The following is a 21,984-nucleotide window of genomic DNA, read 5'->3' as shown; positions in this document are numbered from 1 at the left end:
TTCTTCGTTTGGGTGCATGCTCCAGGCATGACAATCCCAATTAGTTATCCAGAAACGACCGCAGCTTCCTCGACCTTGACGGATGCTTCAGCTTGCGCAGCGCCTTCGCTTCGATCTGGCGGATACGTTCGCGCGTCACGCTGAACTGTTGCCCCACTTCTTCCAGCGTGTGGTCGGTGTTCATGCCGATGCCGAAGCGCATGCGCAGGACGCGTTCTTCGCGCGGGGTCAGCGAGGCCAGCACGCGCGTGGTGGTCTCGCGCAGGTTGGACTGGATCGCGGCGTCGATGGGCAGGATCGCGTTCTTGTCCTCGATGAAATCGCCGAGATGCGAATCCTCTTCGTCACCGACCGGGGTTTCGAGCGAAAGCGGCTCCTTGGCGATCTTGAGGACCTTGCGGACCTTCTCGAGCGGCATGCCGAGCTTCTCGGCGAGCTCTTCCGGGGTCGGCTCGCGACCGATCTCGTTGAGCATCTGGCGGCTCGTGCGCACGATCTTGTTGATGGTCTCGATCATGTGCACGGGGATGCGGATGGTGCGGGCCTGGTCGGCGATCGAGCGGGTGATCGCCTGCCGGATCCACCACGTGGCGTAGGTCGAGAACTTGTAGCCGCGGCGGTACTCGAACTTGTCGACCGCCTTCATCAGGCCGATGTTGCCTTCCTGGATCAGGTCGAGGAACTGCAGGCCGCGGTTGGTGTACTTCTTGGCGATCGAGATCACGAGACGGAGGTTGGCTTCCACCATCTCCTTCTTGGCCTGGCGGGCCTCGCGCTCGCCCTTCTGCACGGAGTGCACGATCTTGCGGAACTCGACGATCTCGAGGCCGGTGAGGGCAGCGAGCTGATGCACCTCGTGGCGAAGGTCCTTGATGCGGTCCTTCTCGTGATGGACGAAATTCTTCCAGCCTTTTGCGGAAAGTTTCGAGACGCGGTTGAGCCAGCGCGGATCGAGCTCCGAGCCGGTGTAGTTGCGCAAAAAGTCCTCGCGCGCGACGCCGTGGCTGTCGGCAAGGCGCATCAGGCGGCCCTCATGCGAGACGAGGCGCTTGTTGATGTCGTAGAGCTGCTCGACGAGCGAGTCGATACGCGCCTGGTTGAGACGCAGCGACTTCACCTCGACGATGATCTCGTCCTTCAGCTTCTTGTACTTGCGCTCCTGGTGCGGCGAGAGCGACTCGTTCTGGAGCTGGTTCTGGATGTCCTGCTCCTGAAGCTTGCGCAGCTTCTTGTAGCTGTCGGCGATCTTGTCGAAGATCTCGACCACCTTCGGCTTGAGCTCGGCCTCGATGGCCGCGAGCGACATCTGGTTCTCGAACTCGTCGTCGTCGATGTCGGATTCGGCGGCGGCCTCGGCCGGATCCTTTTCCTCGGCTTCGGCGGCACCTGGTGCAGCGGCGGCACGGAACGGGGTCGGCGCCGGCGGCGCGGCCGGCGGGGCGACATGCGCGGGCGCGGCAACAGAGGCGACGTCACCACCTTCAGCCGTGGCTTCGCCGGCCTCGCCGGTGGGGCCGGCGATCATCGCATTGTTCATGCCGGCCTTGGCGTCGGGGCCGGCATAGGTGGCTTCGAGATCGATGATGTCGCGGAGGAAGATCTTGCCCTCGTTGAGCTCGTCGCGCCAGATGATGATGGCCTGGAAGGTCAGCGGGCTTTCGCACAGCCCTGCGATCATCGCCTCGCGGCCGGCCTCGATGCGCTTGGCGATCGCGATTTCGCCTTCGCGGGAGAGCAGCTCGACCGTGCCCATCTCGCGCAGATACATGCGCACGGGATCGTCGGTGCGCTCGCCCGGCTCGCTCTTCTTGACCTCGGTGACGGCCTTCTGGGTGACCTCGACGAGCTCGTTGTCGGTCTCGTCCTCGCCCTCGTCCTTCTCTTCCTCGCCTTCGGTGTCGTCGGCTTCGGTGACGTTGATGCCCATGTCCGAGAGCATCGACATGATGTCCTCGATCTGTTCGGGCGAGGTCTGGTCCGACGGCAAGACTTCGTTGAGCTGATCGAAGGTCACGAAGCCGCGCTTCTTGGCCTGCTTGATCATCTTCTTCACGGCGGCGTCGGACAGGTCGAGCAAGGGCGACGGCGCGTCCTGGGAGTCCTTCTCCGGCGCGTCCGCTGCCTTGTCGTCTTTTTCCTTGTCCTTCGCCTGCAGCGTCTTTGCCTTGGTGGCCATCCATTGCTCCTAAACGCGCTTCACGCGAGCGCTTCGCAGCGCCTGCCTGAATTCACATGAACCTGTTGCTCGACGCTCTCGCTTCGGCAGCTCTCGACACGGAAAGGGCGGCGCACATGTCTCTCGCCACCCCCAACTCTCTCTCGCCGGAATTGCCTAACGCTTCGTCAGCCTCTTTGTCGCAGCGGATGCAGGTGTAGTGCCAACAGCGATTGCGCGGATTCATTCCTGACGCGTCTGTTCTGCCTGCGGCCGCCTAATGGCCAAAGTGCTACAAGACCGTTAAGCCTCGATTAACCCTGTTTTTGCCGCCAAACCTTGGATTTGGCGAGTCTTTTAGCGGTTCCGGCACCGGCCGTCCGCATGATTCTTTTCATCACATGCTCTTCTGGAACCGACCCGACAGCTCGCCAAAACCCTCGATCAGGGCTTCGGTACCGTCGACTTCGCCTATCCGAGCCTTGACGTCACGCAGCCACGCCAAATTGGCCTCGCTGGGGTCTTCCCCCAAGGCCAGCTCGGCGTCCTTCAGCTCCCTAAGTAGTGAATGCCATTGCCGATGCAAGGCAACCAGCTGATGCCATGTGGCAAGAACGTCGTCCCGCGCCGCGCCCTCGCGCGCGCCCCACACCGCGGCGGTCGTGATGCCGTTCTCAACCCTTTGAAGGACTTGCGAAAATCCCCCCTTCGCAAGGTCCGACCGCATCTTCTCGGCCTGCTCCTCGGGGTCGGGCGAATGGTGATGGTCGTTGGCGAAGGCGGCGATGATGCCCGCCCTGAGCTTGTGGGCCTCGGGATGGGCCAGCTCCAGGGCCGCGACCTCCTCGAGGTGGTCATGCAGCAGCCAGGGGTGGTTGATCAGGCATTGCAGGATCAGGGCCTCCCGGCGGGAGATGGCGCTGCGCTGGCCCTTCATGATCGGGCTTGCCGCCAGCTGGGGGCTGGCTGCCTGGTAGGGGCCTGATGGTAGCGGGGTGGGGGCGAACGCGCCGCGGCCGCCGCCTCTGAAGCCCTGGCCGCCGAATCGATTCGCCGCTCCGCCCCTGGGCTGGAATGGGCGGCCGCCACCGCCTTGGCCTTGACGGAAATTGCCCCGGCCATTGAAGCCACCGCGGCCGCCGTCGGGGGCGAAGGTGCGCTGCAGCCGCTCGGCGAACTCGTCGCGGTAATAGCGCCGCACCACCTCGTCGCGGATGCCGTTCGTCAGCTCCTTGATGCGCGCCTCCAGCGCGGCGCGGCGCTCGGGCGTGGCGAAATTGCCGCCTTCAAGCTCGCGCGACCAGATCATGTCGGCGAGCGGGCGGGCAGCTCCAATCACCTCCTCGATCGCGCCGCGCCCGCCGGAGCGCGCGAGATCGTCGGGGTCCTGCCCTTCCGGCAGCAGCGCGAAACGCAGGCTCTTGCCGGGCGCGAGGAATGGCAGCGCAAGATCCGCGGCGCGATAGGCCGCCTTCTGACCGGCGCGGTCGCCGTCGAAGCAGAGGATCGGCTCGTCCGCCATCTTCCAGAGCAGCCCGAGCTGGCTCTCGGTGAGCGCGGTGCCGAGCGGCGCGACGCTGCCGGCAAAACCCGCGGTGACCATGGCGATGACGTCGACATAGCCTTCGACCACGATCAGCGGCGCACCGTCATGCGTGGCTTTGCGCGCGGTCTGGTGGTTGTAGAGGTTGTCGCCCTTGTGGAAGAGCGGCGTCTCCGGCGAGTTCAGGTATTTGGCCGGAACGTCCTTCTCCAGCGCGCGTCCGCCGAAGGCGATGACGCGGCCGCGCAGATCCGTGATCGGAAACATCACGCGGTCGCGGAAGCGGTCGTAAGGCACGGGAATGTCGTTGCCGGCCACGAGCAGGCCAGTCTCGACCATGTCGTCGACGGAGACGCCGAGCTTGCCAAGGTGCTCCTTCAACGCGAAGCGATCGGGCGAGGCATAGCCGAGGCGGAACTGCAATTGCGTCGCCGGCGAGATGGCGCGGTCGGCGAGATAGCCGCGCGCCTTGGCGCCTAAGCGCGAGGCCAGCGTCTCCGCGAAATAGGTCGCGGCGAGGTCCATGACGTCATGCAGCGTGCGGCGGCGCTGCTCCTGCCGGGCCGCATCCGGCGTCACCGCCGGCAGCGCCAGGCCGGCCATGCCGGCGAGCCGCTCCACAGCCTCCGCGAACGGCAGGCCGTCGGTCTCCATCACGAAGCTGATGATGTCGCCGTGCTTGCCGGAGGAGAAGTCGTGGTAAAAACCCTTCTGGTCGTTGACGTAGAAGGACGGCGTCTTCTCCTGCTGGAACGGCGACAGCCCCTTCCACTCCCGCCCCGCCTTCTTCAGCTTCACGCGCTTGCCCACGACTTCGGAGACCGAAAGCCGGGCACGAAGCTCGTCGAGGAATTGAGGCGTGAAGCGCATGGGATGTGTCTAGCGCAATCCAAAGTGAGTCGGGCTGGGATTAGGGATATAGGTGCGGCGAACCGAAAAGTTAGGTTTGTCAGGATTATGCGCGCTGTTCACAGCCTGCCTTCCTTCGGTCATTCCGGGGCGCCCGCAGGGCGAACCCGGAATCTCGAGATTCCGGGTTCGATGCTACGCATCGCCCCGGAATGACGGGAAAAGCTTGAACCCGGCCCGGTTCCACGCTTCCATGGGGCATGTTCAGGACCTTTCGAGGCGGCCAGAGCGGGGGCTGGCGTGTGACCTCGATTGCACCGGTGACGGGCGAGCCCCTGCCCTTCGTCCCAGCGCTGTCGGTGACCGACAGCGAGGCCGTGTCGTTGCCGCTGGTGCCCTCGCGCAATGCGTGGCGGCTGGTCGGCGTTGCCAGCAGCCTGCGCTACACCGAGCGGGCCGAGAAGGAGAAGCTCGTCGCCGTGCAGGCCGGCCTCGGCCGGATGGAAGCGACCTCCGCGGCGCTGATCCCGATCCGCAAGTCGCAGGCCTGGTGGGAGCTGACGCAGGAGGAGCGGCGCAAGGTTTTCGAGGACAGATCGCACCATATCGCGAACAGTCTTCGTTTCCTGCCCGCGATTGCGCGCCAGCTCTATCATTGCCGCGACCTCGGCGAGCCCTTCGATTTCCTCACCTGGTTCGAATTCGCGCCGGTGCATGCCCCGCTGTTCGACGAGCTGGTCGGGATATTGAGGCGGACCGAGGAGTGGGCGTACGTCGAGCGCGAGGTCGACGTGCGCGTGGTGAAGGAAGTGCTGTCGGCCTAGAGCATGATCCGGAAAAGTGCGCAGCGGTTTTCCGATAAGATCATGCTCGAAGATACCTAATGCTGCAGGAAACGCCCGGACTCGATGTGCGGCAGGCCCGTAACCGGCCAGTTGTAGACATAGGTCCAGGCCTTCTCCGCGGTGCCGTCGGGCAATGTCACGTCGACCAGCTGGCGCAGATATTCGGTCGGCTCGGGAAAGCCTTCGCCGCAGGCTTCGTACATGTCGAGCTCGCGCAGCAGTTCGTCCGGCACGCGCATCCGAAACAGCTCGCCATGGACGAGTTCGGAGACCGCCTCCGACAGCAGCAGGCCCGGATAATGCTTCACCAGAACGAGCCGGCCCCGGCAGGTCGCTTCACCGAGAAAATCCGCATGTCCCGCCAGCAGCCGCGCCATCGGATGGTCGAAACCGCGCATCAGGGTGCCGTAGACGAAGAGGCGATCGGAGGTCATGCTGTTCTAACGTTGTGACGTCGGGGCAATATCGTTACTCCGTTTACACACGTAATCGTTTCATAGGCAATCAGGATGGACCTGCATACGGCCGAGGCAACCGATCAACTGCTCGGCGAGGGCGACATTCCGCCCGTGCATGAGGTGAATGCGCGGGGGACGTCGCCTTTCCTGCTCACCTCGGATCATTACGGGCGGGTGCTACCGCGTGCGCTTGGCGACCTCGGCGTCGCCGAGGCCGAGCTGACGCGGCACATCGCCTGGGACATCGGCATTGCCGGCGTCGCCGAGCACCTCGCAACGCTGCTGGATGCCCATCTGATTGCGCAGTGCTATTCGCGGCTCGTGATCGACTGCAACCGCCCGCCTGAAGCGGCAAGCTCGATCCCCGTCATCTCCGAAGCAACCGCGATCCCGCGCAACGACGGCATTTCGGACGAGGAGCGCGCGGCGCGGCGGCGCGAGATCTTCGAGCCCTATCATGATCGCATCGATGCCGCGATCGATCACCGCGTGCGCGCCGGTCAGCCGACCGTGCTGGTGTCGCTGCACAGCTTCACGCCCGTCTATGCCGGCGTCGCGCGGCCCTGGCACATCGGAGCGCTCTACAATCGCGACACCGTGCTGCCGCAGCTGCTGCTGAAGCATCTGCGCGCGGCCGGCGACCTCGTCGTCGGCGACAACGAGCCTTATGCGGTCAACGACCTCACCGACTATACCATCCCCGTGCACGGCGAAGGGCGCGGCCTCGTCAACACCGGCATCGAGATCCGGCAGGACCTTATCGCGGACCAGTCCGGCCAGCAGCAATGGGCCGAACGGCTGGCAGGGATACTGGCAGGAATCCTCGGCGAGATCGCGGTCGAGCCGACCGCGGAGCGGCTGGTGTAAGGCTCACTTCGCCCGCGTCAGCGCCAGCCAGATGCCGCCGCCGATCATGAAGCCGCCGGAGATGCGCGACATCATCCGCGTGCGGCGCGCCGAGAAGAACTTTCGCGCACGGCCGGCGGCGATGGCGTAGAGCGCGTCCGTCATCACGGCGGTGACCATGAAGGTGGCGCCCAGCAGCGCGACTTGCGGAAAGTGCGGCTGGCTCATGTCCATGAATTGCGGGATGAAGGCGCCGAAGAACACCAGCACCTTCGGGTTCGACAGCAGCACCAGAAACCCTTGCAGGAAGAAGCCGCCGCGCGGCGGCGGAGGCGTCTCGACATCGACGCCCTCGACCGGCGCCCAGATCAGCTTGATGCCGAGCCAGACCAGATAAGCGGCGCCGGCAAAGCGCACCCAGTCGAACCAATAGCCCATGGTCGCCATCAGCGAGGTCAGGCCGACCGCGACGATGCCGATGACGATGGCAAGTCCGGCTTGCGCGCCGGCCACGTTGGTGAGCGCGGCACGCGTGCCGTGGCGCAGGCCGTTGGCGATGACGAGGGTCACGATCGGCCCCGGCAGCAGCGCCAGCGCAATGCAGGCGGCGACGAAGGCGAGATAGGCTTGCATGGACATCATGGGAGGGACTCGGCTCGGGGCAGTTTGGAGCCATTAATGCATGGGAGAGGCGGAAACGGAAGCCGGATCAGCGCGAGCGTAGACCTCACCGCCGGTGTCATACCCGCGAAGGCGGGTATCCAGTACGCCGCGGCCTTTCCGTATTTCACGACCGCCGCAGCGTACTGGATCACCCGCTTTCGCGGGTGATGACAGCGGAGCATGAGGTGAGATCGTGGGCACCCGCGCCGCATCGTCACGCGCCTCATCGTCAGTTCTTCGGCAGGCCGGAGGCCGTGCGCGCGGGACCGGTCAGATCGAGGATGTGCAGGCCGGTATTGGCGCGGTCGACGATGTAGATGTAGCCGCGGTCGTCGGTCTCGACATTGTTGGTCTGGATCGCGACCTTGCAGCGCTCGCCGCCTTCGATGGGAATGCAGCGCTTGTCGGTCGCAGCGGTGATCGACGGAATGAAATAGCCGACTTCCCTGGGATGATAGGGATCGCGGATGTCGAGCGCGCGCACGCCGGCATTGAAGAAGGCGATGAAGGCCATCTTCTTGTGATAGACCGGCGCCGTGCTCTCGTTCGAGGAATGCGCGCCGAACCGGCCGCCGCGCTGGCAGAACTGCCCGCTCGCCTCCGGCACGGTGTAGCTCGAGATCATCATCGGCCGCGTCTCGGTGGTGACGTCGGCGAACCACACCATCTGCCGAGCCTCGCCGCATTCGTTGAGGATCGCTTCGTTCACGATCATGACGATGTCGCGGGTCTTGCCGTCCTTGTCCTCGGAAAATTCCGCGATCGGCATGTCGAGCATCGGAAACGTGGTGTGCGCGCCGTTGAAGGCGGACATCGGCAGCCGCGCAATCTCGGGATAGCGCAGATTGTCGGGCGTCGGCTCCTTCGCCCCGCTCAGGAGCTTGTCGCGGTCGACGATCTGCAAAATGCCGCCCTTGTTGGTGCCGTAGCCGAAATAGACGCGGTTGCCTTTGGGCCCAGTCGAGATCGGCCCGTGCAGCTCGGTCGGCACCGCGCGGGTCGAACCGGGCTCCTGACCCGGCAGGCCAAAGTCGCGGATCTTCTGCGGACGCGCGGGATCGGAGAGATCATAAACTTGCGTCATACGCCGCGTGCGCCAGTCCGGCGCCCCCGAGACGAGATAGGCAATGCCGGTGTCGCATTCCCACCAGCTCTTGTGCGTGTCCTTCAAGCCGCCGATGCGCGTGATGAGCACCGGGCTGGCGGGGTCGGTGACGTTCCAGATCTCATGCGCCTCGCTGCCGAAGGTCCTGAGCATGTAGACCGCATTGGGATCGCCCTTCGGCAACGCCTTGCCGTCGCAGACCCGCACCATCTGCGCGCCGCCGGATTCGTACTTGCCCTCCTGCCCCGGCAGATGCCGCAGATATTTCGGACGCGCGGGATCGGTGACGTCGACAATGGACGTTCCGTTCGGCTCGGGCTTGCCCGTCATCGGGTTGACGGGCGCGGGCACGTCGTCGGTGCCGCCGTGATGGCCAATATAGGCGATCCAGCGATCGCCCTGGTGATGGATGGTCGGTTGATAGGCGCTGCGGGCCTGGAGGTCGTTGTAGCCGACGAGCTTCATGTTGGACGCTTCAGGCGGCGCGCCGACGGTTTGCCTCTGGGCGTGGACCGCGGTGCTGCTAGCGAAGAGGACGACGGCGGCAGCAGTCAGGACGCAACGGAACATCAATGTCCTCCCGGAACCAATCTGTGCTGGCTGAGATGAAAAGCTAGCACGGCCGATTGCGCGCGCCAAAAGCACGATTTCTCAAGTTGTCATTCCGGAAACCGCGCAGCGGTTATCCGGAATCTCGAGATTCCGGGTTCGCGCTTCGCGCGCCCCGGAATGACGTTCCGCTTGACATGCAACCCTTTGGTTGCATATTATCATTGCCATGGATGCGGTCTTCAAAGCGCTCGCCGACGCATCACGACGCTCGCTGTTGGACCGGCTTCACGCCAGGAACGGCCAGACGCTGAACGAGCTCTGCGAGGGCCTTGCGATGACGCGGCAGGCCGTGACCAAGCACCTTGCGATTCTGGAGGAGGCCAATCTCGTCACGACGATCAGGCATGGCCGCGAGAAGCTGCACTACCTCAACCCGGTGCCGATCCATCAGATCGGCGAACGCTGGATCAAGAAATTCGAGCGCGGCAAGCTCGCCGCGCTCGGCGAGTTGAAACGCCAATTGGAGAAGCGCGATGAGTAAGCCCGCTCAACGAAGGATCGATGCACGATGAACCTCGACCAGTTCAAGCCTCTCACCGTCTACACCATCTACATCGCCGCTACGCCGGAGAAGGTATGGGAGGCGCTGACCTCGGCCGAGTTCAGCCGCGAATATTTTTCCGGCTTCGCGGTGGAGATGGAGCCGAAGCTTGGCGGCACTTTCATCGTGCGCGCTCCCGATGGCTCGGAGCACATCTCCGGCGAAGTGCTCGAATATGATCCGCCCAGGAAGCTCACGGTGACGTGGAACGTGAACTGGCCCGGCCTCGTCGAAAAACTCGGCATCACCGTCGTCACCTATGAGATCGAGCCGGCCGGCGGCGCCGTCCGCCTCACCCTCAGTCAGCGCCATGATCGCCCGCTCAGCGAAGACATCCTTTCCGGCGGCCGCACCGGCTGGCCGGCGATCCTGTCGGGGCTGAAGAGCCTGCTGGAGACCGGCAAGTCGCCGAAGATCGAGATGTCGCCTCCAGTGAAGCTGCTGGAAGCGTTGAAGGCGATGGGGATCAATATCCCGTAGGATGCCGTGTCATTCCGGGGCGGAATGACGACTAGGCAGGCATGGGCGCCACCAGCCGCCGGTAGAGATGCCAGGTCGCATGACCGAGCACCGGCAGCGTCACGATCAATCCAAGAAAGTAGGGCAGCGCCGAGACGATCAGCAGCATCACGATCACGGCGGCCCACGAGATCATCGGCAGCGGGCTCGTCACCACCGCGCGCACGCTCGTCACCATCGCCGTGACGAAATCGACCTCGCGGTCGAGCAGCAGCGGAAACGACACCACGGTCAGCGAGAACAGGATCAGCGACAGCACGGCACCGACCGCATTGCCGATGCCGAGGAACAGCAGGCCCTCGTTGGTGGTCAGCACCACGGTCATGAATTCCTGAAGGCTGGAGAACGAGGCGTGCAGGCCGAGCAGCAGCGCGATCAGGAGCCGCACCTGGTACATCCAGACCACGAACACGAACAGCGTGACGAACGCCATCCAGCCGATCTCGCTGCGCGAGCGCACGGCCGACCAGATCGCGCTGAAGGAGACCGGCTCGCCGCGCTCGCGGCGGCGGCTGACCTCGTAGAGGCCGATCGCCACGAACGGTCCGATCAGCGCGAAGCCCGCCGCCAGGGGATAGACCAGATAGACCATGCCGAAGGCGGTGAGGCACAGCATGATGGCGATGCCGCCGGCGGCGTAAAGCGCGCCGAAGCACAGACCGTAGAGCGGCAGTGCCTGGAAATCACGCAGCCCCTCGACCAGCGCCTCGGCGATGTCGGTCGCCGCGACGGGACGCACCACCGGATCGACCTTGCCCGAGATGGACATCAGCATCCTCCACAGATCGGCGCGATCTTTCGTCGCGCGCGGGTTGAGCGCGATACTAGCGCCGCCGCGCGCAGGCGCAACTTAATGCGGGCCGGTGCGACGAGTAGCGGCGACGCAGCAATGCTCGCGATGCGAAATCTTGGCCTCTGGTGCGATTTTCGCGCTGAGGCTATGGACGGCGCGGTTGATCGTGCCGCAAATTGTACCTCCGAGCACCCTCGCCCGAGAGCGGACCGTCCCACCGATGAGCCTGCGTACCCGGTTACTGATCCTCGTCATCGCGGCCATGCTCGTACCGGCGATTCTGGTCGGGTTGCGCTTCATGCAGAACCGGACCAGCGAGATCGACGCGGCGCTTGCCAATCTGGCCGCATCCGCCGACGACATCGCGGCCGATCTGGGCGAGAAGATCCAGGGCACCGCCCAGCTCCACTACGGACTCGCCCGTGCCCGCGACCTCGACACCCGCGACAAGACGGCGTGCTCGGCGTTTCTGGCGGATGTCCGCGAGGAATATCCGCAGTTCACGGGTATCCTGACCATCGATCCCGACGGCAGACTGTTCTGCGACTCGCTGCGGACCAACCGCGCGCTCGACCTGAACGACCGCGGCTATTTCAAAGAGGTCAAGACTCTTCAAGGCAAAGTCGCGGTAGAGCCGGTGTTCGGCCGCCTCACCGGATTGTCGGTGCTCCAGATCGCCTATCCCGTGCGATCAGAGGCGGGCGCGCTGAAGTTCGTGCTGCTCGCGTCCTTCAATCTGAACAAATTCGCGGAATTTCACGACAAGCGGCTGCTCGCCGAAAAGGACATCCTCTTCGTCGACGCCAAGGGAACAGTCCTGGTCGCCCCCAAGGGCGGCTGGAGCGAGCCCGTCGGCGGATCCATTGCGGGCTCCGACCTGTTCCGCTTCGCGGTAGCGCCGGACGGCGAGCCATTTCGGGAGGTCACCGACCGCGGCGGCCACACGCAGATCTGGGGCATTGCCCGCTCGCCGTCGATCCGCAAGGCCGGCCTCTACATCCTGGTCGGACGTTCCAAGAACGGGCTGGTCGCGGCGGCAAACCGCCGGCTCTACGAGGACACGGCGATTCTCGGGGTGGCCTTGCTGCTGCTCCTGGCCGGCCTGTGGATCCTCACCACCGTGAGCATCGGGCGCCAGGTCGGGCGGCTCGCCGTCATGGCGAAAAGGCTCGGGCGCGGCGATCTCAGCGCACGAATTCCGCCGCCGCATCCGCGCGGCGAGCTCGGCGGATTGATGACCCTGCTCAACGGCACGGCCGAGTCGCTCGAGCAGCAGCGCGCCGCCATCGCCGATCTCAGCCACAAGCTCAGCCAGTCCCAGAAGATGGAAGCCATGGGCCAGCTCACCGGCGGCGTGGCGCATGACTTCAACAATCTGTTGACCGTCATTCTCGGCAATTCGGAGCACCTCGCCGACAGGCTGGCGGGCAACAAGGAATTGCAGCGGATCGCCGACGACATTGCGACCGCCGCCGAGCGCGGTTCCGACCTGACTCGCAGCTTGCTCGCCTTCGCGCGCAAGCAGCCGCTCCGGCCAAGAGAGGTCAACATCGCCGAAAAGATCCTCGGCATGGAGCAGCTGCTGCGCCGGACCCTGGGCGAACACATCGAGTGCAACTTCACGTTCGCGCCGGGTCTGTGGCTGGCCAGCGTCGATCCCGGCCAGTTGGCAACCGCCGTTCTCAACCTCGTGCTCAACGCGCGCGACGCGATGCCGGAAGGCGGCAGGCTGACGGTCGAGGTCCGCAACGTATCGCTCGGCCAATCCGACCTCGACGTCAACGGCGAGCCGCGGCAAGGAGACTACGTCATGGTGGCTGTCACGGATACCGGCAGCGGCATGAGCTCCGAAGTGGCGACCCGCGCGTTCGAGCCGTTCTTCACGACCAAGGAGGTCGGCAAGGGGACCGGCCTCGGCCTGAGCATGGTCTACGGGTTCGCACAACAATCCGGCGGACTCGTGCAAATGCAGTCGGAGCCGGGACAAGGCAGTGTCGTCAGGCTGTTCTTTCCCCGTCTCGCAGCACCGCCGAGCGAAGATCCGCCGCCCGCGGCGCGGACCGTCACGCAGGCGGACCACGAGACCATTCTCCTCGTCGAAGACGACGACATGGTGCGCGCCTATGTCGAGAACGAGTTGAAGGCGCTCGGCTACCGCGTCATCACGGCGGCGAACGGGCCCGCGGCGCTGGAATTGCTGCACCAGAGCAGAGACATCCAGTTGCTGCTGACCGACGTCGTGATGCCCGGCGGCATGTTCGGGCCCGAGCTCGCAAGACAAGCCGTGGCGCTGCGGCCCGATCTCAAGGTGCTCTTCACCTCAGGCTACAGCCAGGATCCCGTCAAGACGCCGGACGGGATCAACGCCCGCATTCTGACCAAGCCGTTCCGAAGGCAGGATCTTGCCGCGATGCTGCGGTCCGCCCTGGCAGCGCCGCCGCGATAGTTAGAAGCGCGATGCGAGCAGAAGCGCCACTGCGAGATTGGCCGCGAACAGACCCGCGTCGATGACGAAGATCCGCAGCATCGGGCCCTTCAGCACCGGCCAGTAGGCGACCCCGACCCGGCCGCCGCGCATCAGCACCGGAAGATTGTAGGCGAACTGGCTGAAATGGCAGGCGGCGAAGAACAGGAACAACACGAGCTGGGCTTCGACCGGCTGGAAGAAGGACGGACGCGCCGCCAGAAGGTAGAGCGACAACAGCCCTATCGGCAGATTCATTCCGCCGAGGAACGCAACGCTGGCCGCCAGGGTCGGCGCGATCGGATTGCTGCGCTCTTCCCGCGGCAGCAATATCTTCAGCGTGTTGGTTTGCGCGATGCTGAACTGGATGAAGGCGCCGACGAACCAGAGCGTGTTGAGGAGCAGGACGATATCCGAAAGACGCATGGTCATTTTCCGTAGAAGGCTTCGCTGCGGACGACGCGGCCGGCATCGTCGAAATCCATGAATTCGCTGGCGCGGGTGTCGCCAAGCTGCCACCACACCGTCAGTCGCGCGATCGTATCGTCCCAGCTCCAGCTCAATATCTTCAGGTCGGCGCTTTCGATGTGACCATAGGCCTTCTGCCAATAGGCGCGGATGTTCTCGGCCCCCGCTACGACCGGAGAGCCGGTCAGCGTCAACGCCAGAGGACTGCGCATCTGCGCATCGGCGGCAAAATGCGCGACGACGGCGTCGATATCGACCTTGCGCCAGCTATCGCACCACGCCGCGACGAAGGGCTCGGCGGCCGCGCGATTCATCGTCTGTCCGCTCATGACACGGCCCTCCCCTCGCTCGTTGGCCAGGAAAGTGGCAAAGTCGGCTCCTCATGTCAACTACGTTGACTTGAGAAACCGTCAGTTGTGGTCGGCGATCGCCTCCATGACGGCCATCCAGGCCGCGGCCCCAGGCGCCCCGACGCGATCGAACGCCTCGCGCATGACCTTGCGCTCGTGGTCTGAGGCCCGTTGCTCGATGCGCTGCCCGGCGCCCGTCAGACGCAGCAGCTTCGAGCGATGCTGCTCGGGCGAGCGCTTCGAGGTCACGAGCTTGCGCTCCAGCAGCAGATTGAGCGGCCGGTTCAGCGCCTGTTTGGATATGCCGAGGACCTCGATCAGCGCGCCGATCGCGATATCGGGCCGGCGCGCCACCACGTAGAGGATGCGATGGTGCGGACGCGACAGGCCCTGCTTGGCAAGGTATGCGTCGGCCTCCAGCGTCATCCCGCGCCAGCCGTAATACATCAGCTCGAGCGCAGCATCCAGATCGTGCAGCTTGTCGAGCGAGGCGCGGTGAAGTCCCGCGGCTTGAGGCGTCTTTGCCATGGTGAATGTCAGCCCTTGGCCCGCAGCTCGCGCCGCAGCACCTTGCCGGTGGCCGTCATCGGCAGCGTCGCGGCGAATTCGATGAAGCGCGGGTATTCGTGCGCGGCGAGCTGCACCTTGACGAACTCCTGGATTTCGCGGGCGAGCGCGTCGGTGCCGGCAAAGCCGGGACGCAGCACGATCCACGCCTTGATCGATTCGGTGCGGATCGGATCGGGGATGCCCACGACCGCGGCCATTGCCACCGAGGGATGCTTCATCAGCGTGTGCTCGATCTCGGACGGACCGACGCGATAGCCTGCGGTGGTGATGACGTCGTCCTCGCGGCTGACATACCAGAAATAGCCGTCCTCGTCCTGCACGCCGAGATCGCCGGTGAGCAGGAACGCGCCGGCATATTTCTTTGCCGTCGCCTCCGGATTGCGCCAATATTCGAGCATGGTGACGGGGCACGGCTGGCGCACGCCGATGATACCGCGCTGGCCGCGCGGCAATTCCTCGCCCTTGTCGTTGACGATGCGGACGTCGAAACCCGGCGTCGCCTTGCCCATCGAACCCGGGCGGATCGGAAACAGGTTGGCGTTGCTGCCGATCACGAGATTGCACTCGGTCTGGCCGAACACCTCGTGCGCATCGATGCCGAAGGTCTCGCGCACCCAGCCGAGCAGCTCGCCGCCGAGCGATTCCCCGCCGGTGAAAATGCTGCGCAGCTTGACGCCCGTATGCTTCACGCCGGCCTGCCGCATCAGCTTCAGCGCGGTCGGCGGCAGGAACACGTTGCGCACGCCGAGGTCGGCCATCATCTGCATCGCCGCCTGCGGCTCGAACTTGCGCGCGCGATGGCCGACCAGGGGGATGCCGTGATACCAGAACGCGAGCAGGCCGTTGATGAGGCCGCCGATCCAGGCCCAATCCGCCGGCGTCCACATGAGATCGTCGGGCCTGGGCAGGAAGTTGTGGCACATCTCGACGTTGGGCAGATGGCCGAGCACGACGCGGTGCGCATGCAGTGCACCCTTGGGGTTTCCCGTGGTGCCCGAGGTGTAGATGATCAGCGCGGGGTCATCGCACGAGGTGTCCACCCGCGCGAAGTCGGGCGAAGCGGCCTTCACTGCATTCCAGAACGATGTCGTGCCCGCGGGTGCACGCGTGCCGACGATATAGACGTTCTTCAACTCCGGCAGGCGGTCGCGGATCTTCGCAAGCTTCTCCCAGCCGCCCTCGTCGGTGACAATGGCCTTGGCCTCGGAGTTGGACAGGCGAAACTCCAGCGCGTCCTCGCCGAACAGCGCGAACAGCGGGATCGAGATCAGGCCGGAGCGGAACGCCGCCATATGCGCGATGGGCAATTCCAGCGATTGCGACAGGAACACCGCGACGCGGTCGCCGCGCACCAGCCCGTCCGCCTTCAGCACATTGGCAAAGCGGCGCGACATCTCCGCGACCTCGTCGAAGGAGGTGCGGCTGGTCCCGCCGTTGTCGTCGAGATAGATCAGCGCGAGCCGGCCGGTGCCGTCGGCATGGCGATCGCAGCACGCCTGCGCCATGTTGAAGCGCGCCGGGATGTCCCAGCGGAAGTTGCGGACGAGTTCGTCGTAGGTTGCGGCTTCGGTCAGCATGGGCTCGGTCGTTTCCGCGCTCTCGTCGTCATGGCCGGACTTGTTCCGGCCATCCACGTTCTTCTTGGGACCAGTTTAAGGCCGTTGATGCCCGGGACAAGCCCGGGCATGACGATGGGGGAGATCCTATCTCTCAGTCGTTCCGGGGCGATGCGAAGCATCGAACCCGGAACGACAGTCGAGGCTACCGCACCGTCGCGAAGAATTTCCTGACATCGCGCACGAACAGCTCGGGCTGCTCGAACGCGGCGAAATGGCCGCCCTTCTCCATCTCGCTCCAATGGGTGATGTTGGGAAAGCTCGGCTCCATCCAGCGCCGCACCGGCGTGATGATCTCCTTGGGGAACGCGGCGACGCCGGTCGGCACCTCGACGACAGGCGTGGTGCGACGCTTGCCGAAACTTTCCCAGTAGAGCCGCGCCGAGGAGGTCGCCGTCTCCGTCGCCCAATAGAGCATGACGTTGTCGAGCAGCTCGTCCTTGCTGAAGATGTTCTCGGGATGGCCGTTGCAATCGGTCCAGGCCCAGAATTTTTCCAGGATCCAGGCCGCCTGCCCGCTCGGCGAATCCGTGAGGCCATAGCCGAGCGTCTGCGGGCGCGTCGACTGCTGCTTGGAATAGCCGGAGTCGAGATCGACATAGTGCTTGAGGCCGGCCAGCGCGCGCTGCTCTTCCGCGGTCGGCTCGCCCTCGATGCGCGGCGGCGAGTTGAACGACAGCGTGATGTGGATGCCGGCGCAGTGCGCCGCATCCTGCGCGCCGAGCGAGCTCGTCACCGCCGAGCCCCAATCGCCGCCTTGCGCGCCGTAACGGATATAGCCGAGCCGATGCATCAGTTTCGCCCAAGTCGCGGCGATGCGATCGACGCCCCAGCCGGTGGTCTTCGGCTTCTCGGAGAAGCCGAAGCCCGGCAGCGAGGGGCAGATCACGTGAAATGCTCCCGCGGGATTGCCGCCATGCGCGGCGGGGTCGACCAGCGGCGCGATCACCTTCTGGAATTCGACGATCGAGCCGGGCCAGCCGTGGGTAATGATCAGCGGCAGCGCGTTCGGCTCCTTCGAGCGCGCGTGGATGAAGTGGATGTCGAGCCCGTCGATCTCGGTGGTGAACTGCGCGAAGCGGTTGAGCTTCGCCTCGCGCGCCCGCCAGTCGTAATCCCTGGCCCAGTAGGTACAGATCTCCTGAATCCATTGCAGCGGCGCGCCCTGGCTCCAGTCGTCGACCAGCTCCGCCTCCGGCCAGCGCGTGCGGGCGAGGCGCGATTTGAGATCCGTGAGGGTGTGGTCGCTGATGGCGATGCTGAACGGTTTGATGGTGCTCACGGGAGAGGCCCTGCTCATCGGAGGTTCTCGCATGGCCGGGCTCGTCCCGGCCATCCACGTTCTTCCTTACCACTTTGAAGAACGTGGATGCCCGGCACAAGGCCGGGCATGACGAGGGCGATAGTCTGTCAGCTCCTGGCACGCCTTTCGGCGCGGCCGTCTAGCCCGACAGCGCGGCCTTCACCAAACCGGACGCCTTGCCGAAATCCATCTGCCCTGCGTACTTCGCGCGCAGCACGGCGATCACCTTGCCCATGTCCTTCATGCCGGCAGCGCCGGTCTCGGCGATCGCATCCGCGATCGCCTTCTTCACCTCATCGTCGGCCATCTGCTTCGGCAGGTAGGCCGAGATCACCGCGATCTCCTCGCGCTCCTGGGCCGCGAGCTCGGCGCGGCCGCCCTTGTCGTAGAGCTCGACCGCCTCCTGACGCTGCTTGATCATCTTCTGCAGCACACCGAGCAGGTCGGCGTCCGACAGCGGCGGCTTGCCGTTGCCGCGGGCGTCGATGTCGGCGTTCTTGATGGTCGAGTTGACCATGCGCAGCGTGGACAGCTTGCGCTCGTCCTTGGCCTTCATGGCCTCCTTGACCGCATTGTTGATGTCGTCGCGCAGCATGATCGTGATCCCTTCGAATATCTGACGCCTGATCTAGGCCGTTCGCGGCCCCTAGACAACCTCGGTTCCGAGCCATTCGGTGAGCGCGCGCACGGTCGCGTCCGGCTGCTCGGCTTGCGGCAGGTGTCCGCAGCGCTCGAGGATCACGAGCCTTGCGCCGGCGATGCCCTCGGCCATCTCCTTCGCGAACGCGTTCGGAATCGTGTTGTCGGCATCGCCCGTCAGCACCAATGTCGGGCAGCTGATGGCGGACAGCGACGGACGCGAATCCACCCTTGCGATGATCGCGGCCTGCTGCCGCAGATAGCCCTCGACGCCGACATCCTCGTCCTGCGCATGCACGAGCTTGAGAATCTCGGCATCGTCGCGCCGCGATGGATGCACCAGCTCCGGAAAGCTCTCCTCGCGAATGGCGCGGAGCTCGCCGCGCCTGGCGCGCGCCATCAGGCCGAGGCGGCGCGCGGTCGCCTCGGGCGTATCGGGCCGGGCCTGGGTGTTGATCAGCGCCAGCTTCACAACCCGCTCGGGCGCCTGGCGCATGATCTCGAGCGCAATGTAGCCGCCCATGGAATGGCCGGCGAGCGCGAAGCGCGGCGGCGCCTCGCTCAGCACCCGGGCCGCGATCGCCGCCATGCTATCGTCGCGGATATGGTTGGCGATCATCACGGGGCCAAACCGCCACAGCGCCGGGATGACGGGGGCGTAGATCCGGGCCGAGGAGGCCAGCCCCGGAACCAGCACGACCGGGGTGGTCTGGTCCATTATTGCCTCGCAAGCCCCTCAAATTGCCGGAAATTATGCGGCCGAGCTTAAGGGCCCAAGGAGGCCTGTCAAATATGCAAAAACGCATGTGAATCCGGCTTCTGGCGCTTTGACGGCGGCGCCCGCGGGGACTATGAAACGCGCTCATGACACAACATGACAACGATCCCGCCTGGCCGGACCACAAACCGACCGCGCTCCTCGTGCTCGCCGACGGCACGGTGCTCGAAGGCTTTGGTCTCGGTGCCGAAGGCCACGCCGTCGGCGAGGTCTGCTTCAACACCGCGATGACCGGATATGAGGAGATCCTCACCGATCCCTCCTATGCCGGCCAGCTCATCACCTTCACCTTCCCGCATATCGGCAATGTCGGCACCAACGAGGAAGACATCGAGACGGTGAACATGGCGGCAACGCCGGGCGCGCGCGGCGTGATCCTGCGCACCGCGATCACCGACCCCTCGAACTACCGCGCCACCAAGCATCTCGACCAGTGGCTGAAGGCCCGCGGCATCATCGGCCTCTCCGGCATCGACACCCGCGCCCTGACCGCGCTGATCCGCAGCAAGGGCATGCCCAATGCCGTGATCGCGCATTCCAGGACCGGCGAGTTCGACCTGCATGGCCTGAAGGAAGAGGCGCGCGAATGGCCCGGCCTCGAGGGCATGGATCTCGTGCCGATGGTCACCAGCGGCCAGCGCTTCACCTGGGACGAAACGCCTTGGGCCTGGGACAAGGGCTTTGGCCGGCAGGACAAGGCGGAGTTCAATGTCGTCGCCATCGACTACGGCATCAAGCGCAACATCCTGCGCCTGCTCGCCGGCGTCGGCTGCAAGGTGACAGTGGTGCCGGCGACGACCTCGTCCGAAGACATCTTGGCGATGAAGCCGGACGGCGTGTTCCTGTCCAACGGTCCGGGCGATCCGGCCGCGACCGGCAAATATGCCGTGCCTGTGATCCGAGACGTCATCAAGTCGGGCACGCCGACCTTCGGCATCTGTCTCGGCCACCAGATGCTCGGCCTTGCCGTCGGCGCCAGGACGAAGAAGATGCATCAGGGCCATCACGGCGCCAACCATCCCGTCAAGGACGAGACCACCGGCAAGGTCGAGATCACCTCGATGAACCACGGCTTTGCCGTGGACGAGACGACGCTGCCGAAGGGCGCGACGCAGACCCACATCTCGCTGTTCGACGGCTCCAATTGCGGCATCCAGCTCGACGGCAAGCCGGTGTTCTCGGTGCAGTACCACCCGGAGGCCTCACCGGGCCCGCGCGACTCGCACTATCTGTTCCAGCGCTTCGCCGACCTGATGCGGCAGAACAAGAGCGCGTAAGGCGACAAGACCGCCCGGCGGATAAGTCCGCCGGGGCCCGGCTCCCTCACGGACGCATGAACATGAAGTCCGTGTCCGGATCGCAGTTCTCGGCGATGAAGCGCAGCTCTGCCTGGATGTCGGCGACCGACCTCGTCTCCAGATATTTCGAAATCACCAAATTGAGCAATGCCCGGCAGACGGCTTCGTGCCCGAGGCCGGCAGTCTCCGCCTCGTCGACGGCCGCCGAGAAATGACGCTGCGCAACGTCGGATGCGTACATGGCGTTCCCTCTTCTTCGCTCGAACTTGCGTGCCCGCCAACGGCCGCCAGCGCCTTGATCTCGGTCAAGCCGGCGTATGGAGTGTCGTCAGGAACAAGAGGGCTTGCGCCCGCTTGATTCCGGTCCGTTGCCAGTAGGAGTCCCCATGTCCGTCGTCCGCGACCATGCCGAGCCGCTCGCCATCGTGTTCGAGGACGATGGCCTCGTGCCGAACAATATCCTCCCGTTCCTGGTCTACCAAAGCGCGGTGAAGCTCGATCCGAAGCGGCCGGAAGCGACGATCGAAAATCTGTTCGAAGCCAACGGCTGGGGCGACACCTGGCGCAACGGCGTCTACGACTATCTGCATTATCACGCGACGGTGCACGAGGCGCTCGGCGTCGCGCGCGGACGTGCACGGGTTCGCTTCGGCGGCGACCACGGCCAGGAGCTGGACATCAAGGCCGGCGACGTCGCGATCCTGCCCGCCGGCACCGGGCATCAATGCATCGAGGCGAGCGACGATTTCTGCGTGATCGGGGCCTATCCGCCGGGCGCAGAGATGGAGATCACGCGCGCGACGCCGGAGAACCACGCCAGGGCGCTGAAGACGATTCCCCAAGTCGCGCTGCCGCCGGCCGATCCCGTGACGGGGAAGCATGGCGCGCTGATGCGGCTGTGGCGCTAGACAAACGAAGGTGCGTAGGTGCGTAGGGTGGGCAAAGGCGCGCTCTTGCGCGCCGTGCCCACCACTGCGAATTGGTGGGCACGCTTCGCTTTGCCCACCCTACAAGAGCTCGGCCTACGCCGCGTTGCTGCCTTCCTGCCGCGTCGCCTCGAACAGAAACCAGGTGCGGCGCTCGGTCTCATCGATGAAATTTTCCAAAATGCTGGCGCTGGCGACGTCGCCGGCGTCGTCGCAGACCTCGTGCGCTTTGCGCATCGCGGCGGCGACGTGCTTGTTGTCCTGCATCAGCTCGCGCAGCATCTCGCGCGGCGGGACGTAGTCCTCGTTGTTGTCCTTGATGGTCTGGAGCTTTGCGACCTGGCCGATCGACTTCAGCGTGGTGCCGCCGATCTTGCGGACGCGCTCGGCAAGCTGGTCGGTGGTGGCGAAGATCTGGTCGGACTGCTCATCGAGCAGCAGATGGTAGTCCCGGAAGTGCCGCCCGCTGATGTGCCAGTGGAAATTCTTGGTCTTCAGATACAGCGCAAAGGCGTCGGCCAGAAGCACGTTGAGCGCCTCCGAGACCTTCTTGACCCCATCGGGCGACAGATCGGTGGGGGTATCGAGATCGGGCGAGACCTTGTTGTTGGTTTTGCTCACGGGAGACCTTCCTGTTAGGACG

General features: G+C 64.9%; 22 protein-coding genes. 7 read left to right on the top strand and 15 right to left on the bottom strand.

Going from position 1 to position 21,984, the window contains the following annotated elements; genetic code table 11:
• Positions 1–40 precede the first annotated feature (40 nt).
• A complete protein-coding gene (rpoD, locus tag AC066S_RS03080; protein ID WP_126259148.1) occupies positions 41–2,176 on the bottom strand; it encodes an RNA polymerase sigma factor RpoD in 2,136 nt (711 codons plus the stop codon).
• Positions 2,177–2,552: 376 nt separating this feature from the next.
• Complete coding sequence (dnaG, locus tag AC066S_RS03075) at positions 2,553–4,568, bottom strand: DNA primase (RefSeq protein WP_478268876.1); 2,016 nt, start codon at positions 4,566–4,568, stop codon at positions 2,553–2,555.
• 239 nt (positions 4,569–4,807) lie between these two features.
• On the opposite strand from dnaG, the gene AC066S_RS03070 reads away from it, so the two are divergent.
• Positions 4,808–5,371, top strand: coding sequence for a chlorite dismutase family protein (locus AC066S_RS03070; RefSeq protein WP_478268875.1), 564 nt, complete (start codon positions 4,808–4,810; stop codon positions 5,369–5,371).
• A gap of 56 nt (positions 5,372–5,427) precedes the next feature.
• On the opposite strand, the gene AC066S_RS03065 is transcribed toward AC066S_RS03070, so the two are convergent.
• Positions 5,428–5,826: a gamma-glutamylcyclotransferase family protein gene (locus tag AC066S_RS03065; protein ID WP_126259145.1), complete on the bottom strand. Its 399-nt coding sequence runs from the start codon at positions 5,824–5,826 to the stop codon at positions 5,428–5,430.
• Between the two features lie 75 nt (positions 5,827–5,901).
• Here AC066S_RS03065 and AC066S_RS03060 point away from each other — a divergent pair, with 75 nt between their 5' ends.
• Positions 5,902–6,717, top strand: coding sequence for an N-formylglutamate amidohydrolase (locus tag AC066S_RS03060; RefSeq protein ID WP_478268874.1), 816 nt, complete (start codon positions 5,902–5,904; stop codon positions 6,715–6,717).
• 3 nt (positions 6,718–6,720) lie between these two features.
• On the opposite strand, the gene AC066S_RS03055 is transcribed toward AC066S_RS03060, so the two are convergent.
• Together AC066S_RS03055 and AC066S_RS03050 are read right to left on the bottom strand one after the other, a co-directional pair.
• Positions 6,721–7,338 (bottom strand): LysE family translocator, encoded by a 618-nt coding sequence (locus tag AC066S_RS03055; protein ID WP_478268873.1) that lies wholly within the window; start codon positions 7,336–7,338, stop codon positions 6,721–6,723.
• Positions 7,339–7,588: 250 nt separating this feature from the next.
• Positions 7,589–9,034 (bottom strand): LVIVD repeat-containing protein, encoded by a 1,446-nt coding sequence (locus tag AC066S_RS03050; RefSeq protein ID WP_126259143.1) that lies wholly within the window; start codon positions 9,032–9,034, stop codon positions 7,589–7,591.
• A 208-nt stretch (positions 9,035–9,242) separates the two neighbouring features.
• Here AC066S_RS03050 and AC066S_RS03045 point away from each other — a divergent pair, with 208 nt between their 5' ends.
• Positions 9,243–9,557: an ArsR/SmtB family transcription factor gene (locus AC066S_RS03045; RefSeq protein WP_126259302.1), complete on the top strand. Its 315-nt coding sequence runs from the start codon at positions 9,243–9,245 to the stop codon at positions 9,555–9,557.
• Between the two features lie 27 nt (positions 9,558–9,584).
• Positions 9,585–10,097, top strand: a complete 513-nt coding sequence (locus AC066S_RS03040; protein ID WP_126259142.1) for an SRPBCC family protein — start codon at positions 9,585–9,587, stop codon at positions 10,095–10,097.
• Between the two features lie 31 nt (positions 10,098–10,128).
• Here AC066S_RS03040 and AC066S_RS03035 read toward each other — a convergent pair whose 3' ends face one another.
• A complete protein-coding gene (locus AC066S_RS03035; protein WP_478268872.1) occupies positions 10,129–10,905 on the bottom strand; it encodes a DUF2189 domain-containing protein in 777 nt (258 codons plus the stop codon).
• 244 nt (positions 10,906–11,149) lie between these two features.
• Here AC066S_RS03035 and AC066S_RS03030 point away from each other — a divergent pair, with 244 nt between their 5' ends.
• Positions 11,150–13,375, top strand: coding sequence for an ATP-binding protein (locus AC066S_RS03030; RefSeq protein WP_478268871.1), 2,226 nt, complete (start codon positions 11,150–11,152; stop codon positions 13,373–13,375).
• Here AC066S_RS03030 and AC066S_RS03025 read toward each other — a convergent pair whose 3' ends face one another.
• The 7 genes from AC066S_RS03025 to AC066S_RS02995 all read right to left on the bottom strand — a co-directional run bounded on the left by AC066S_RS03025 (position 13,376) and on the right by AC066S_RS02995 (position 19,057).
• Positions 13,376–13,819, bottom strand: a complete 444-nt coding sequence (locus tag AC066S_RS03025) for a hypothetical protein (protein ID WP_126259139.1) — start codon at positions 13,817–13,819, stop codon at positions 13,376–13,378. It abuts the gene before it with no gap.
• Between the two features lie 2 nt (positions 13,820–13,821).
• Positions 13,822–14,190, bottom strand: coding sequence for a nuclear transport factor 2 family protein (locus tag AC066S_RS03020; protein WP_135171644.1), 369 nt, complete (start codon positions 14,188–14,190; stop codon positions 13,822–13,824).
• A gap of 81 nt (positions 14,191–14,271) precedes the next feature.
• Entirely contained in the window at positions 14,272–14,739 is a 468-nt protein-coding gene (locus AC066S_RS03015) for a MarR family winged helix-turn-helix transcriptional regulator (protein ID WP_135171645.1), read from the bottom strand.
• Positions 14,740–14,747: 8 nt separating this feature from the next.
• The gene (locus AC066S_RS03010) at positions 14,748–16,358 is read right to left on the bottom strand and encodes an acyl-CoA synthetase (RefSeq protein WP_478268944.1); all 1,611 of its coding nucleotides are present in this window, start codon (positions 16,356–16,358) and stop codon (positions 14,748–14,750) included.
• A gap of 184 nt (positions 16,359–16,542) precedes the next feature.
• Positions 16,543–17,679 carry an epoxide hydrolase family protein gene (locus tag AC066S_RS03005; RefSeq protein WP_478268870.1) on the bottom strand — a complete coding sequence of 379 codons (1,137 nt, stop codon included), beginning with the start codon at positions 17,677–17,679 and terminating at the stop codon, positions 16,543–16,545.
• A 160-nt stretch (positions 17,680–17,839) separates the two neighbouring features.
• Positions 17,840–18,295, bottom strand: coding sequence for a GatB/YqeY domain-containing protein (locus tag AC066S_RS03000; RefSeq protein ID WP_028134475.1), 456 nt, complete (start codon positions 18,293–18,295; stop codon positions 17,840–17,842).
• 51 nt (positions 18,296–18,346) lie between these two features.
• The gene (locus AC066S_RS02995; protein WP_478268869.1) at positions 18,347–19,057 is read right to left on the bottom strand and encodes an alpha/beta fold hydrolase; all 711 of its coding nucleotides are present in this window, start codon (positions 19,055–19,057) and stop codon (positions 18,347–18,349) included.
• A gap of 146 nt (positions 19,058–19,203) precedes the next feature.
• Between AC066S_RS02995 and carA the strand changes: the two genes are divergently transcribed.
• Positions 19,204–20,394 (top strand): glutamine-hydrolyzing carbamoyl-phosphate synthase small subunit, encoded by a 1,191-nt coding sequence (carA, locus tag AC066S_RS02990; protein ID WP_135171648.1) that lies wholly within the window; start codon positions 19,204–19,206, stop codon positions 20,392–20,394.
• Positions 20,395–20,440: 46 nt separating this feature from the next.
• Here the strand turns inward: carA and AC066S_RS02985 are convergent, their stop codons facing one another.
• Positions 20,441–20,656 (bottom strand): hypothetical protein, encoded by a 216-nt coding sequence (locus AC066S_RS02985; protein ID WP_024340377.1) that lies wholly within the window; start codon positions 20,654–20,656, stop codon positions 20,441–20,443.
• 145 nt (positions 20,657–20,801) lie between these two features.
• On the opposite strand from AC066S_RS02985, the gene AC066S_RS02980 reads away from it, so the two are divergent.
• On the top strand, positions 20,802–21,323 hold the full coding sequence (locus tag AC066S_RS02980) for a cupin domain-containing protein (protein WP_478268868.1): 522 nt from the start codon (positions 20,802–20,804) through the stop codon (positions 21,321–21,323).
• A gap of 114 nt (positions 21,324–21,437) precedes the next feature.
• On the opposite strand, the gene AC066S_RS02975 is transcribed toward AC066S_RS02980, so the two are convergent.
• Positions 21,438–21,962 carry a Dps family protein gene (locus AC066S_RS02975; protein WP_126259131.1) on the bottom strand — a complete coding sequence of 175 codons (525 nt, stop codon included), beginning with the start codon at positions 21,960–21,962 and terminating at the stop codon, positions 21,438–21,440.
• Positions 21,963–21,984: the final 22 nt, after the last annotated feature.

This window comes from Bradyrhizobium sp. CFUWI (assembly GCF_056429085.1).
The sequence above is the reverse complement of the archived record's forward strand: the minus strand, read 5'-3'. Positions and strand labels throughout refer to the sequence as shown.

Bases quoted from the DNA above. Each gene is read 5' to 3' on its own strand.
- rpoD (WP_126259148.1), bottom strand. From the start codon at position 2,176: ATGGCCACCAAGGCAAAGACGCTGCAGGCGAAGGACAAGGAAAAAGAC.
- dnaG (WP_478268876.1), bottom strand. From the start codon at position 4,568: ATGCGCTTCACGCCTCAATTCCTCGACGAGCTTCGTGCCCGGCTTTCG.
- AC066S_RS03070 (WP_478268875.1), top strand. From the start codon at position 4,808: ATGTTCAGGACCTTTCGAGGCGGCCAGAGCGGGGGCTGGCGTGTGACC.
- AC066S_RS03065 (WP_126259145.1), bottom strand. From the start codon at position 5,826: ATGACCTCCGATCGCCTCTTCGTCTACGGCACCCTGATGCGCGGTTTC.
- AC066S_RS03060 (WP_478268874.1), top strand. From the start codon at position 5,902: ATGGACCTGCATACGGCCGAGGCAACCGATCAACTGCTCGGCGAGGGC.
- AC066S_RS03055 (WP_478268873.1), bottom strand. From the start codon at position 7,338: ATGATGTCCATGCAAGCCTATCTCGCCTTCGTCGCCGCCTGCATTGCG.
- AC066S_RS03050 (WP_126259143.1), bottom strand. From the start codon at position 9,034: ATGTTCCGTTGCGTCCTGACTGCTGCCGCCGTCGTCCTCTTCGCTAGC.
- AC066S_RS03045 (WP_126259302.1), top strand. From the start codon at position 9,243: ATGGATGCGGTCTTCAAAGCGCTCGCCGACGCATCACGACGCTCGCTG.
- AC066S_RS03040 (WP_126259142.1), top strand. From the start codon at position 9,585: ATGAACCTCGACCAGTTCAAGCCTCTCACCGTCTACACCATCTACATC.
- AC066S_RS03035 (WP_478268872.1), bottom strand. From the start codon at position 10,905: ATGTCCATCTCGGGCAAGGTCGATCCGGTGGTGCGTCCCGTCGCGGCG.
- AC066S_RS03030 (WP_478268871.1), top strand. From the start codon at position 11,150: ATGAGCCTGCGTACCCGGTTACTGATCCTCGTCATCGCGGCCATGCTC.
- AC066S_RS03025 (WP_126259139.1), bottom strand. From the start codon at position 13,819: ATGCGTCTTTCGGATATCGTCCTGCTCCTCAACACGCTCTGGTTCGTC.
- AC066S_RS03020 (WP_135171644.1), bottom strand. From the start codon at position 14,190: ATGAGCGGACAGACGATGAATCGCGCGGCCGCCGAGCCCTTCGTCGCG.
- AC066S_RS03015 (WP_135171645.1), bottom strand. From the start codon at position 14,739: ATGGCAAAGACGCCTCAAGCCGCGGGACTTCACCGCGCCTCGCTCGAC.
- AC066S_RS03010 (WP_478268944.1), bottom strand. From the start codon at position 16,358: ATGCTGACCGAAGCCGCAACCTACGACGAACTCGTCCGCAACTTCCGC.
- AC066S_RS03000 (WP_028134475.1), bottom strand. From the start codon at position 18,295: ATGCTGCGCGACGACATCAACAATGCGGTCAAGGAGGCCATGAAGGCC.
- AC066S_RS02995 (WP_478268869.1), bottom strand. From the start codon at position 19,057: ATGGACCAGACCACCCCGGTCGTGCTGGTTCCGGGGCTGGCCTCCTCG.
- carA (WP_135171648.1), top strand. From the start codon at position 19,204: ATGACACAACATGACAACGATCCCGCCTGGCCGGACCACAAACCGACC.
- AC066S_RS02985 (WP_024340377.1), bottom strand. From the start codon at position 20,656: ATGTACGCATCCGACGTTGCGCAGCGTCATTTCTCGGCGGCCGTCGAC.
- AC066S_RS02980 (WP_478268868.1), top strand. From the start codon at position 20,802: ATGTCCGTCGTCCGCGACCATGCCGAGCCGCTCGCCATCGTGTTCGAG.